Genomic DNA, 11765 nt, shown 5'->3' with positions numbered 1-11765 from the left:
AAAAGGGCATATAGGAAAGCTGAGGTGACTCGCCGATCAGACGGGTAGGGGCGCGTGCTCCGCCTCGGGCAGGGACCGCGACGGCGGGACGACGAACTTGTAGCCGACCTGGCGGACGGTGCCGATCATCGACTCGTACTCCGAGCCGAGCTTGGCGCGCAGCCGCCGGACGTGCACGTCCACAGTGCGGGTGCCGCCGAAGTAGTCGTAGCCCCAGACCTCGCGCAGGAGCTGGTCCCGGGTGAACACCCGACCCGGGTGCTGGGCCAGGAACTTCAACAGCTCGAACTCCTTGTAGGTGAGGTCGAGCGGTCGACCCTTGAGCTTGGCCGCGTACGTGTCCGGGTCGATGTTCAGCTCGCCGGCCCGGATCGAGCCGCCCGCCCCGGCGGTCGCGTTGCTCAGCCGGCCGACCGCCAGCCGCAGCCGTGCCTCGACCTCGGCGGGACCGGCCGAGGCGAGGATGACGTCGTCGACGCCCCAGTCCGCGTTCAACGCGATCAGGCCGGCCTCGGTCACCACCGCGACAAGCGGCACGCCGAGCCCGGTGGCGTGCAACATCCGGCAGGTCGCGCGGGCCTCGCTCAACTCCGATCGGGCGTCCACCATCACCGCGTCCGGGCTGGGGCCCGCGACCAGTGTGCGAACGTCGCGCGGCGCGGTGCGCACCGAGTGCGGCAGCAGGTCGAGTGCCGGCAGCACAGCCGACGGTTCGCCTGCGCGCGCGGTCACCAGCAGCAGGATCTCCACGATCACCTCCGTCCCGGCGGCGCACGGCCGCACGCGACCAGACACACTCACGAAGGAGCGCGCTGAGAAATTGCGTGGTCCCGGCGTCGCTGACGGGCGGGGTAACGGGTTGAGCGTAACCGATCGCCTCGGCCGCGCCGTCAGGCCATTTCCTGTTTGTCTACCTTGCCCCTGATCGTGGCCCAGGTTTTAACGTTGTTGAAACCCGTGACCGCCGCGTCGGGCCGCCGGTCTGGCACGATCGGGTCGTGTTTCCCTCCACGTCGCCCGAGGCCGGCCGCGAATCGTGGCCCGCCGGCCCCCACCCGGGTCCGGCCGCCACACCGACCCGCGGCCAACCGCCCGCGCCGCGTACCGGCCCGGCCACCACCGACGGCGATCGCCGCGAGCGGGGCGGCCCTCGCCGGGCCCGTCGCGCCGGTGAGCCGGCCCGCCGATCCGAGGACGAGATCGACGAGCCGGAGGAGGAGGTCGTACCCCCGGTCGAGGTGCGCCGCCAGTTGGCGGTGACCATCGCCGGCTTCGCCGCGCTGCTCGGCGTCGGCCTGGTGCTCGGCGCGCAGACGTCCGGTCCCGGTAACCGCCTGCCGTTCGCCTTCATCATCTTCGGCGTCCAGTTGCTGTTCGTGCTGGCCTGGACCATGGCCATGCGACCGCCCGCGGTGCTGGTGGTCGCCGGGATCAGCGCCACCGTCGCGGCGCTCGTCGACATCGCCGCGGTGCAGACGGAGGTCGCCGGCCTGGCGCCGCTGGGCTACCTGGCCGCCGGCGGGTTCCTCGCCGCGGTGCTCGGCCAGTTGGTCCGTCGGGTCGACCGCGTCCGGGTCACCGACTCACTCGGCGCCACGCTGCTCATCGTGGTCGGGGTGGTGGCCTTCGGCACCCTGATCGTGCTCAGCCGCATCCCGGCCGGCACCCAGGCGATCACGGTCTGCCTGTCCGCGAGCGGCGTCGCGCTGACCGTCGCCCGGTTGACCGACGCCGTGCTGCCCTGGCCCCGGCTGGCTCCGCAGGTGCCACGGGGCGCCGCTGGTGTGGTGGCCGGCGCGATGGTCGGCACGCTCACCAGCGCCCTCCTGGGCAGCTACCTGGTGGCTCCCTTCACGCCGACCCGGGCCGCCGTGATCGGCCTGGTCGCGGCCGTCACCGCCGTCCTCTCCGATCTCGCCGTGGGGTACGCGGAGGCGGGCCGGCTGATGGCCGGTGAGACGCCCACGATGTGGGTGGCCCGGCACATGCAGGGTCCGCTCGGCGGCTTCGCCCTCGCGGCGCCCGCCGCGTACGCCATGTGCATGTTCTTCCTCTGAGTCACGGTTGAGCCCGGAGCCGGTCGGGTACCTACGGGTGCGCCGCCCTGCGGCGTCGGTACGAACGACCCGTCGCGACGCGACGGGCGGAGACAGGAGGCGGCGTGGCGCAGGACTATCCGGTGGACGAGGCGCGACCCCGGCGCCGTGGCCGCAAGCTGCTCATCGGGCTGTTCGTTCTGCTCCTGCTGCTGGCGGGGTTGCTGGTGGTCGCCGACCGGGTGGCGGTCGGTGTCGCCGAGCGGATGATCGGTGACCGCGTCCAGCAGGAGGTCGCCAAGCAGGGCGCGCAAGCCGCCAAGCCGGACGTGGAGGTCGCCGGAGTCCCGTTCCTCACCCAGGTGCTCGACGGCCGCTATGAGCGGATCTCGATCAAACTGCGGGACGTGCAGGCCCCGGTCGAGGGCGACACCGTGCGGTTGCCGGTGCTCGACGTGGACGCTCGCAACGTGCGGGCCTCATTGGACACCCTGCGCACCGGCCAGGGTGACGTCGTGGCGGACACCGTCAACGGCACCGGCACGATCAGCTACGAGAGTCTGGCCGCGCTGTTGAAGCGCCCGGGGCTCACCCTCGGCGAGCAGAACGGCAAGCTCGCCGTCACGGGTCCGGCCGACATCCTCGGTCAGAAGATCACGATCAGCGGCACCGCAGACGTCACAGTCGCCGACAACGGCGCGGTCGCCCTGCGGTTCAACGACCTGGACGCCGCGGGTCTGCCGAACCTGCCGCTGGCCCGCACCTTCCTGAACAACTTCGCCAAGAGCATCTCCATCGATGTGCCCCTGCCGGACCTGCCGTTCCAACTCGCCGTCCGGGAGGTCCGTCCACTGCCGGAAGGCTTGGCGGTCACCGCCGACGCCAAGAACGTGCCGATCAATTCCGCGAGCTGAGTCGCGACCCGGGCCGGCCGTCGGCCCGGGTCGTTCCCGGATGGTGGTCGGCTCAGTGGCAGCACGGTCACCGGCTGGTAGGCTCCCTGCTCATGGGGACCCACCTCACCAAACGGCGCGCGGTCGACCTGTGCCGCGTGGCCACCTGCCTGTGTCGCCCCGTCATCTGACGGCGGGGCTGTCTCCGGCCGCCTGACGGCGGCCACCGGCACAGGGTTCTCGCACCCTCCGGTAATCCCACCGAACGCCCGGCAGCGGCGCCGTCGCACGAACCCGTGATCCCGTCCTTCCGCTGGGTCCCGCGCGTGGTGCGACAGTTACACCTATCGATACTCGCGCGTTGGCTCACCATCCATCCTCACCAGGGAGTGATTCGATGAGTCGCGACACCGCACTCGTTTCGGCCGAGTGGGCCGAGAAGAACCTCGACGCCCCGGGCGTCGTCTTCGTCGAGGTCGACGAGGACACCTCGGCCTACGACACCGGTCACATCGCCGGCGCCATCAAGATCGACTGGAAGACCGACCTCCAGGACCAGGTCCGCCGGGACTTCGTCAACAAGACCCAGTTCGAGGCGTTGCTCTCCGAGCGGGGCATCAGCAACGACGACACCGTCATCCTCTACGGCGGTAACAACAACTGGTTCGCCGCGTACGCCTACTGGTACTTCAAGCTCTACGGCCACCGCGACGTGAAGCTGCTCGACGGCGGTCGCAAGAAGTGGGAGCTGGATGCCCGCCCGCTGGTCACCGACACGGTGGCCCGCCCGGCGACGCAGTACGTCGCGCAGGAGCCGGACACCTCCATCCGGGCGTTCCGCGACGAGGTCGTCGCCGCGATCGGCACCAAGAACCTGGTCGACGTGCGCAGCCCCGACGAGTTCGCCGGCCGGCTGCTCGCCCCCGCCCACCTCCCCCAGGAGCAGGCGCAGCGGGCCGGTCACATCCCCACCGCGATCAGCGTCCCGTGGTCCAAGGCGGCAAACGAGGACGGCACCTTCCGGTCCGACGACGAGCTGCGCCGGATCTACGGCGACGCGGGCCTCGACGACGGCAAGGAGACCATCGCCTACTGCCGCATCGGTGAGCGCTCCTCGCACACCTGGTTCGTGCTCCAGGAGCTGCTGGGCCACCGCAACGTCAAGAACTACGACGGCTCCTGGACCGAGTACGGCTCGCTTGTCGGCGTGCCGGTCGCGCTCGGCGACGAACCCGGGGAGGCCTGATCATGACCCTCCCCACCGCCGCGGGTTGCGCCGCACCTGACCAGGCCGCACCGCTGCCGGCCAGCCTGGACCTGGAGAAGGAAACCGTCATCACCGGCATCGTCCGCTCCGCTGAGGACGAGCCGGTGCCGGGCGCGTACGTCCGGCTGCTCGACTCGACAGGCGAGTTCACCGCCGAGGTGGTGACCTCGGCCGCCGGCCAGTTCCGGTTCTTCGCCGCGCCGGGTTCCTGGACGCTGCGGGCCCTGTCCCGGCACGGCAACGGCGACACCGCCGTCACCGCCGGTCGGGGTGTCAACGAGGTTGCCGTCACTGTCGCCTGACCCACTGCTCTGATCGACCGGGGCCGGTCACCCACACGGGTGGCCGGCCCCCGTCGTTTCCCGGCAGCGTCAGTAAGCTCGCATCCTGCTCTGGTTGTCGGCGGGGGCTGAGTCGGGCGGAACAACCTTGTATTGCAGTTCCTCAAGCGCCCGAGCGGCGGTGCCCGGAGCATCGCGTACAGCCGCAAGTAATTGGCGCTTGCGCCACTCCTCCCGACCTTCGCCGACTGCGTTCCGCCATCCCTCCACCGTGTCGACGGAGAACTCCTCCACCACAGCCTGCAGGACATCCTCGACACATGGCCGAAAGCGGTGTCCGCCGAGCGGGAAGTGGAACTTGGCAAGCCGTGGGACCTCGTGCCTGCGCTTACGGGCTTTCGGGCGCCCGCTTGGCCCGTCCTGCATGACAAAGGCGAATTCGTCGCGGTGGCCGTGCACATGGAGGTGGGCACAGGGCACGCCAGGTTGGACCTCCCGGACGTACTCGTAACGAAACAGGGGCGCCTTTTCGCCCTTTGGTGTGACATGGAGCCAGGAGGCGTCCGTGGCCAGGTGCCTGCCGCTCGAATCCATGCAGCAGTTGAACTTGATGAGCAGGTCAAGGCGGTGCTTGTTGTCGATGTACAGCGGAAACGTGCCGAAATCGTCTCCCTCGACGATGCCCACCATGACGCGACCGCCGTTCCTGCCGGGCATCAGCAGCGCGGACAGGTGCTTCTCTGTCCTCACCACTCGTTGCACTCGGCTGGTGATGTCGTCGGCGAAAGCGCTGGCTCGGGCGATCAGGTCCGGGGAGACGGGTGTCCCGTCAGTCGTCATCGCCGAGCAGGTAGTCGATCGAGCGGACCATCTCGTAGACGCTGCGCTCGTCGGCGCGGAGCTCGAAGTTGCGCCCCAGGTCATACAGCGTCTCTTTGCTCATGTGGACACGCTCCAGGAGCCGAGATCGCCACTCTTGCAGCTCCTGCTGGGTCTTGACGATGGCGGTGCCCATTGCTGGTCCTCTCGCCGTCGACGACGTCGCTGTTGGCGTCACCCTAGTGCCTCCCTCCGACGACGCGGACCGCGTTACGGAGCCTCGCGTCACTAGTCCACTACCCACCATCAATCGATGGCACCGGCTCTTCGGTTGCGTTGGTGTCGGTTCCACGACAGTGCTTGCGAGTGGTGCGGCCAGGCGAGGCGCGAGCGGGTGTGCCGGGTGGTAGTCGGAAGAAATTCCAGTGTCGCCAAGCGTGCGGGCGGTCCAATCGAACCCATTGGCATGCGTCACTATCTAGGGGTGGAGATCACGGTTGGTGCGCAGGGCGGCGGCGAGGCCGGCGCGGAGGTCCCGATCGTCGTCTGCGTCAGCGCGGACGCCTCGGTGCTCGGTCGGGTGCTGCGCCGGCTCGACGGTGTCGGCTCGGTGGTGAACTGCGCCGACCTGACCCAGCTACGGGCCTTGCTGTCCCCGTCCCCGGCCGCCTCGACGCCTGTCGTCGGACCGGTCACTCCACCGGCCCCACAGGGCCCGGTCCGCTGGGGTGACCTGCTCGTCGACCCGGCCGGACACGTGGTGAGCTGGCGCGGCGACCCGCTGCCCCTCACCCGCACCGAACGGGAGTTGCTGGCGCGGCTCATCGGCCCGCCGCTCGTGGTGTGGAGCTACGAACAGCTCTGCGCGTCCGTGCCGGGTGACGCGGACACCACGCTGCTGCACTCCACGATCAACCGGCTTCGGCGCAGGCTGCGGCGCCTGCCGGGCGCCCCGCAGGTGCACACCGTGCGCGGGGTCGGCTATCGACTCGACCCGCCACCGCGCTGAACGACCGCTGACCGCACCGCCGACCGCCTCCGCCGCCGTGCCGGCGGCGGACGCGTGACACCATGACCGGGTGAGCGGTGCTGTCCAGACGGGTTTCGCCTCCTCGGCCGGTCCCACCGTGCCGGCACCCGCCCGGCGACGGCGGCGTTGGCTGCTGGCCGCGACCGTGGCCTGGGCCGTGCTGCTGGCCGCGCTCACCTGGACGTCGGTCCGCACCGACCCGCCGACCGTCCGCGAGCAGCGTTCCCTCAACCAGGCCGGCCCGGTGGTCGACCGGGCGGTCGGCGAGCTTGCCCGGGCGGCCGGTGCCGCCGCCCTGCTGGAGCTGAGCCCGCCGCGGATCGCGGCCGGCTGCCGGGTCACCCCGTTCGCCGAGGGGGCGAGGCTACGACGTGAGATCAGCGTGCTCGCGCCCGCCGGCACCGAGCAGGCCGTGTTGGCGGACATCGCCGATCGGCTGCCGGCGAGGTGGCGGGCCGGCGTCGGCTCCGGCCTGGACGGCCCCGAGCTGCACGCCGACGCCGGTGAGTTCGTGGCCGTCGAGGGACGCCCGACCGTGGACGGCCGGCTGCTGCTGTTCGTCGACACCGGTTGCCGGCCGGTCGGCTCCGGCTACCAGCCAGCCCGGTCGACAGTCGCCGGTCCGGAAGCCGCCGCACTGACCGCCGCACTGACCGCCGCGCTGGCGGCGCTCGGCCGGCCCGGCGACGCCGCGCCGGAGCCGGTCACCGCGCCCTGTCCGGGCGGCGGGTCTGCCCGCACCGTGTGGTCCGCGGGCGGTCCCGGCCCGGCCGCGTCCCCTGACGCCCTCGCCCCGCTGGCCGACAACGCCCCACTGCTGGACAAGCCTCCGGTGTACGCGTACCGCACCGGCCCGGTCACGGTGCTCGCCGACCTCGCTCCGGACGACACCCGGCTGGCCGCCACCGTCGGCTGCCCGAGCTGAGTCGGGCAGGCCCTCCGGGTCAGCCGTCGCCCGGCTGATCCGACTGTTCCCGGCTGCGCCCCAACGCGTCGACCATGCCCCACCGGCCGGGGATGTCCAGCAGCTCGACCCGGCCCATCCCCGGCGGCACGGCCGGGTCGATGATCAGGTGCTCGCCCTGCGGCTCCAACCCCAGCATCACCCGCAGCAGCAGCAGGGGGGTGCCGGTCGACCAGGCCTGCGGGCTGCACGCGGTCGGGTACTCCACGGGGTAGTCGGTGAGGTCCCGGGCGTAGCCGGCGAACGCCTCCGGCAGTCGACCCTCGAAGTAGCGGGACGCCGCCAGCATCGTGTCGCAGAGCAACCCGGCCTCCTCCCGGAAGCCGTACCGCCACAACCCCCAGGCGATGATCGAGTTGTCGAACGGCCAGACCGTGCCCACGTGGTAGCCGATCGGGTTGTACCGTCCCTCGTCCGTGGCGAGCGTCCGCACCCCCCAGCCGGAGAACAGTCGTGGCCCGAGCAGGTGCTCGACCACCTTGCCGGCGCGCGACTCGTCCACGATGCCGCTCCACAGCAGGTGCCCGATGTTCGAGGTAAGCGCGTCCACCTGCCGGCCGTCGGCGTCCAACGCGAGCGCGTAGTACTCGCGGTCGGCGATCCAGAAGTCGCGGTCGAACCGCTGCTTGAGGTCGGCGGCCTCCCGCTCCAGTCGGTCGGCGTACTCCGGGTCGTTCCAGAAGGTCCGCGCCAGCCGGGCGGCCCGCATCTTCGCGTCGTACGCGTACCCCTGCAGTTCGCAGGTCGCCCGGGGGAAGCCGGGGAACTGGCCGTCGGAGTACGAGATGGCGTCCCAGGAGTCCTTCCAGCACTGGTTCTGCAGACCGGTCTCCGGGTTGCGGGTCTGGTACCAGAGGTAGCCGGTGCCGAGCAGGTCGCCGTACGTGTCGATCCACTCCAACGCCGCGCGGACCTGCGGCTCCAGCCGACGGACCAGCGCGGAGTCGCCAGTCCAGCGCTCGTACTCGTCGATCAGGATGATGAACAGTGGTGTCGAGTCGGCCGACCCGTAGTACGGCGAGTGCGGCTGCTCCTCGAAGCCGGCGGTCTCCCCGTACCGCAGTTCGTGCAGGATCTTGCCGGGTTCCTCGTCCCGGAAGTCGTCCACCCGGTGCCCCTGGAGTCCGGCGAGCATCAGGATGGTCGGTGGGACGAGTTCCGGCAGGAACGGCAGCACCTGTAGTGAGGTGATGATGCTGTCCCGGCCGAACAGGGTCATGAACCAGGGCAGTCCCGCGGCGATCAGCCGCACGCCCAGGGCGATCGACTCGTAGCGCAGGGCGGCCAGGTCGTTCAGGCTACGCCGGTACGCCCCGGCCAGTGGCTCGCAGTCGCATCCGAGCTTCGGCGCCCGGTCGATCAGCTCCTGCTGCTCGGCCCGGATGGCGTCCGCGCTGCGGCTGCCCCCGTACGGCAGGGTGGCCCGGATGTCCTCGCCACGGGCACCGTAGACGACGCTTGACACGTGCAGCCGGGTGGTCCACCTGCTGTTGCGGGCGATCCGGATCCGGAAGGTCATCCCGGTGGCGTCGACCTCCGCCGGCGCGCTGGTGCTGACCACCATCTCCCGGTGGAACGCCTCCCGCCGGTAGGTCAGCCGCAGCTCGTTCTCGGCGACCGAGACGGTGGTCTGGCCCCGCTTCCGCCGCGAATCCTTGATCTCGAACAGGTCGGCGAAGTCGGCCCCGATCTCGATCCGGACGGTGCACTCCACCTCCGCGCCGAGGTGGTTCAGCACGGTCAGCTCCTCCTCGAAGCTGCCCACGATCGCCCGGCTGCGGATTACCGACGCCTTCGCGTCCAGGTAGTGGGTGGGTTCGCCGGGGGCGAGGAAGAACTTGGTGCGGTACGACTCGGCATCGTCGACGGAGAGGGCGTGCAGCCGTTCGCCGTCCAGGGTGAGCACCCACGTGGACAGGAATCGGGTGTCGAAGGAGAACAGCCCGGTGGGGAAGTCGTAGGACGGTTCGATGTCCCCCCGCCGGTCGCTGACCAGGAAGGTGTTGCCGTCCAGGATGCTGACGAGTTCCTTCACGCCGGTCGTCCGGCTGCTCTGCGCGCCGTTTCCCGGGGGTCGCGGGTGCCGGGCGGGTTCGGGAAGAACCGGCGGAAGGCGAGGAAGAGCACCACGTTGCCGCTGAACGTGCTCTCGTTGCGCAGCACCGCCGCGACCCCCTGCGCCTCGCCGGCGATCAGTCGGTCGAAGAGGGCGGCGCTGCTGTACCAGATGGCGTCGGCCGGCCCGCGCCCCCGGCTGACCTGCACCGACCCGGGCCGCATCCGGACCAGCCAGTGTTCGGTCTGGTGCTCGTCGCCGAGGTCGATCTGAAGGGTTCCGTCGGCCAGGCCGCCGAGGATGTCGGGGGCGCGGGACGGCAGCGCTTCGAAGAACCTCTCCGTCGCCTCGGTCACATCCGAATCGTAGGCAGCTGTCCGGGATGTCGGGTCGGTATCGGCACTCCGCCCGAATCGACGGACCGGGTCGGAGGGTCAGTAGACGAGCGCCTGCGCGCCCTCGGCCATCGCCTCCTCGACGAAGACGGCGGCACCCGCGATCCGGACCCCGGGCAGCACGTCGTCCGGGCCGATCTCCCGTCGGGCCGCGCACTGGGTGCAGGCGGTCACCCGGCCACTGGTCAGGATGACGTGCAGCAACTCGGCAAGCGGCGCGGAGTGCGGCAGCTCGAACTGCTGGGCGCGACCGGGCAGGACGAACCAGGTCGACTCACCGGTAAGCCAGAGCGACACGTCCACCCCGGCCGCGACCGCCGTCGCGGCGACCGTGAATGCCTGCGCACACCGCTCCGGGGCGTCCGCCCCAGCGGTGGCCTTGACGACGAGAGTACGGGCCATGTGGCCCAGCATAGGATGGCCGGGATGGTTACCGAGATCGGGTTTGTCAGCCTGTTGGTCGCTGGCCTGGGCGGGCTCGCCGGTGGCCTGGTCTACCTTGCCGTACGCATTTCGAGAGGACGCTGGTGAGCGAGAACCCGCTACAGCCGCCGTGGCTGAACGCGCCGCCGGTCGAGGAGTACCCGTTCGAGGAGAGTCACGACCTGCGGGTCGGGCCGAAGCTGCACCCCGCGCTGGACGGCCTGCTGCCCTACATCGGTCTGTGGCGTGGCCGCGGCAAGGGTGGTTTCCCCACCATCGACGATTTCGACTACGCGCAGGAGATCCGGATCAGCCACGACGGCCGGCCGTTCCTGCACTACGAGTCCCGCGCCTGGATCCTCGACGAGCAGAGCAAGCCGGTCCGCCCGGCCGGTCGCGAGATCGGCTGGTGGCGGCCGGTGCTGGTGGACGGACGGGCGACCGATGAGCTGGAGGTGCTGCTGACCACGCCGACGGGGGTGATGGAGCTGCACCTGGGCAAGCGCACCGGCACCCAGGTGGAGTTCGCCACCGACGCGGTGGTGCGGACGCCGACCGCCAAGGAGGTCACCGGCGGGAAGCGGCTCTTCGGCATCGTCGAGGGCGCGCTGCTCTACGCCCAGGAGATGGCCGCGATGGGGCACGGGCTCAGCCCGCACCTCTCCGCCCGGCTCGTCCGGGTCGGTGGCTGACTAGCCGGGGAAACCCAGCAGAGCCTGGAGGGCGGGGGTGCGCGGGCAGCGGGCCCGACGCACCCCGTCCAGCGTGTGCACCTCGACGGCCCCGCGTACCGACGAGGTGAACCACACGCCGTCCGCCGCGTGCAGCTCGGCCGGGGTGACCATCCGCTCGGCGGCGCGCAGGCCCAGCTCGGCGGCGTGGGCGAGCAGCCAGGCCACTGTCGTGCCGGCGAGGATGCCGGTGGTGGCGGCCGGCACCGTGCAGAGCGTGTCGTCGGTGAGCCACACCACGTTGGCCCAGGGGCCCTCCAGGGCGTAACCGTCGGAGGAGATCCAGAGCACGTCGTCCACCCCGGCCCGGTCGGCCCAGCGGCGGGCGGCGCTGTTCACCGCGTACGACGTCGATTTGATCCCGGCCGGCAGCCAGCTCAGCCCGTTGCGGGCGGCGGCGGGCACCCCCAGCGGCAGGGTGGACACACTGATCCCGGCCCGTCGGGCCGCCCGGGAGGCCGCCGGCACCTCGGCCAGCGTGGCGTAGACCGTCGGCGGGCCACCGGTCTCCGGGCCCCGGGTGCAGACCAGCCGAAGCGCCCCCTCCACAGGCGCTGGCCAGCCTGCGCACACCTCGTCGAGCAGGTCGATCAGCGCCGCGGTGGGCGGCACGGCCATCTCGACGGCGTCGGCGGCGGCGACCAGGCGGGCCAGGTGTTCGTCGCGCAGCCACGGCCGGCCCTGACGCAGGTGCATGGTCTCGAAGAGGCCGTCGCCCCGGAGTACGCCGAGGTCGTCACCGCGGAGCACCGGGTCACCGGCCGGCACCGGGCCGCGCCCGAGGACGACGATCCGTGCGGTCGGATCGGCCCCGACCTTCCCGGCGGGCGACATCACCATGACCGTCGAGCGTAGCGGCGGTCGATCGCG

The 11765-nt window shown here is 71.2% G+C and carries 16 protein-coding genes; 9 read left to right on the top strand and 7 right to left on the bottom strand.

Annotated features, from left to right (window positions below; all coding sequences use genetic code 11):
* Positions 1–36: 36 nt before the first annotated feature.
* Positions 37–756: a response regulator transcription factor gene (locus AB0F61_RS13050; RefSeq protein WP_357808010.1), complete on the bottom strand. Its 720-nt coding sequence runs from the start codon at positions 754–756 to the stop codon at positions 37–39.
* Between the two features lie 242 nt (positions 757–998).
* Between AB0F61_RS13050 and AB0F61_RS13045 the strand changes: the two genes are divergently transcribed.
* The 5 genes from AB0F61_RS13045 (at position 999) to AB0F61_RS13025 (ending at position 4498) form a co-directional block, all read left to right on the top strand.
* On the top strand, positions 999–2057 hold the full coding sequence (locus AB0F61_RS13045) for a hypothetical protein (protein WP_357808007.1): 1059 nt from the start codon (positions 999–1001) through the stop codon (positions 2055–2057).
* Between the two features lie 104 nt (positions 2058–2161).
* The gene (locus AB0F61_RS13040) at positions 2162–2950 is read left to right on the top strand and encodes a DUF2993 domain-containing protein (RefSeq protein WP_357808003.1); all 789 of its coding nucleotides are present in this window, start codon (positions 2162–2164) and stop codon (positions 2948–2950) included.
* Between the two features lie 92 nt (positions 2951–3042).
* Complete coding sequence (locus AB0F61_RS13035; RefSeq protein WP_310503780.1) at positions 3043–3120, top strand: Ms5788A family Cys-rich leader peptide; 78 nt, start codon at positions 3043–3045, stop codon at positions 3118–3120.
* 206 nt (positions 3121–3326) lie between these two features.
* Entirely contained in the window at positions 3327–4175 is an 849-nt protein-coding gene (locus AB0F61_RS13030) for a sulfurtransferase (protein WP_357808000.1), read from the top strand.
* Between the two features lie 2 nt (positions 4176–4177).
* Positions 4178–4498, top strand: a complete 321-nt coding sequence (locus tag AB0F61_RS13025) for a DUF1416 domain-containing protein (protein ID WP_355027592.1) — start codon at positions 4178–4180, stop codon at positions 4496–4498.
* 69 nt (positions 4499–4567) lie between these two features.
* On the opposite strand, the gene AB0F61_RS13020 is transcribed toward AB0F61_RS13025, so the two are convergent.
* Together AB0F61_RS13020 and AB0F61_RS13015 are read right to left on the bottom strand one after the other, a co-directional pair.
* Positions 4568–5317, bottom strand: a complete 750-nt coding sequence (locus AB0F61_RS13020) for a hypothetical protein (RefSeq protein WP_357807997.1) — start codon at positions 5315–5317, stop codon at positions 4568–4570.
* Entirely contained in the window at positions 5307–5492 is a 186-nt protein-coding gene (locus AB0F61_RS13015) for a hypothetical protein (RefSeq protein ID WP_357807994.1), read from the bottom strand. Before AB0F61_RS13015 ends, AB0F61_RS13020 begins: the two co-directional genes overlap by 11 nt.
* A 342-nt stretch (positions 5493–5834) precedes the next feature.
* Here AB0F61_RS13015 and AB0F61_RS13010 point away from each other — a divergent pair, with 342 nt between their 5' ends.
* Together AB0F61_RS13010 and AB0F61_RS13005 are read left to right on the top strand one after the other, a co-directional pair.
* Positions 5835–6305: a winged helix-turn-helix domain-containing protein gene (locus AB0F61_RS13010; protein WP_357808144.1), complete on the top strand. Its 471-nt coding sequence runs from the start codon at positions 5835–5837 to the stop codon at positions 6303–6305.
* Positions 6306–6471: 166 nt separating this feature from the next.
* Entirely contained in the window at positions 6472–7251 is a 780-nt protein-coding gene (locus AB0F61_RS13005) for a hypothetical protein (protein ID WP_357808142.1), read from the top strand.
* Positions 7252–7270: 19 nt separating this feature from the next.
* Here AB0F61_RS13005 and AB0F61_RS13000 read toward each other — a convergent pair whose 3' ends face one another.
* From AB0F61_RS13000 to AB0F61_RS12990, 3 genes are all read right to left on the bottom strand, one after another.
* The gene (locus tag AB0F61_RS13000) at positions 7271–9325 is read right to left on the bottom strand and encodes a glycogen debranching N-terminal domain-containing protein (RefSeq protein ID WP_357807991.1); all 2055 of its coding nucleotides are present in this window, start codon (positions 9323–9325) and stop codon (positions 7271–7273) included.
* Complete coding sequence (locus AB0F61_RS12995; RefSeq protein WP_357807988.1) at positions 9322–9702, bottom strand: SCP2 sterol-binding domain-containing protein; 381 nt, start codon at positions 9700–9702, stop codon at positions 9322–9324. The genes AB0F61_RS13000 and AB0F61_RS12995 overlap by 4 nt, the downstream gene beginning before the upstream one ends.
* Before the next feature lie 78 nt (positions 9703–9780).
* A complete protein-coding gene (locus AB0F61_RS12990) occupies positions 9781–10155 on the bottom strand; it encodes a DsrE family protein (protein ID WP_357807985.1) in 375 nt (124 codons plus the stop codon).
* Between the two features lie 12 nt (positions 10156–10167).
* On the opposite strand from AB0F61_RS12990, the gene mtfM reads away from it, so the two are divergent.
* Together mtfM and AB0F61_RS12980 are read left to right on the top strand one after the other, a co-directional pair.
* Positions 10168–10272 (top strand): small membrane protein MtfM, encoded by a 105-nt coding sequence (mtfM, locus tag AB0F61_RS12985; RefSeq protein ID WP_030327764.1) that lies wholly within the window; start codon positions 10168–10170, stop codon positions 10270–10272.
* The gene (locus AB0F61_RS12980; protein WP_357808141.1) at positions 10266–10856 is read left to right on the top strand and encodes an FABP family protein; all 591 of its coding nucleotides are present in this window, start codon (positions 10266–10268) and stop codon (positions 10854–10856) included. The genes mtfM and AB0F61_RS12980 overlap by 7 nt, the downstream gene beginning before the upstream one ends.
* Here the strand turns inward: AB0F61_RS12980 and AB0F61_RS12975 are convergent, their stop codons facing one another.
* Positions 10857–11735 carry an aminotransferase class IV gene (locus tag AB0F61_RS12975; protein WP_357807982.1) on the bottom strand — a complete coding sequence of 293 codons (879 nt, stop codon included), beginning with the start codon at positions 11733–11735 and terminating at the stop codon, positions 10857–10859.
* Positions 11736–11765: the final 30 nt, after the last annotated feature.

It is taken from the genome of Micromonospora sp. NPDC023888 (assembly GCF_040639415.1).
GTDB lineage: Bacteria > Actinomycetota > Actinomycetes > Mycobacteriales > Micromonosporaceae > Micromonospora.
Note: the sequence above shows the minus strand (reverse complement) of the source record. Positions and strands in the feature narration are given on the sequence as shown.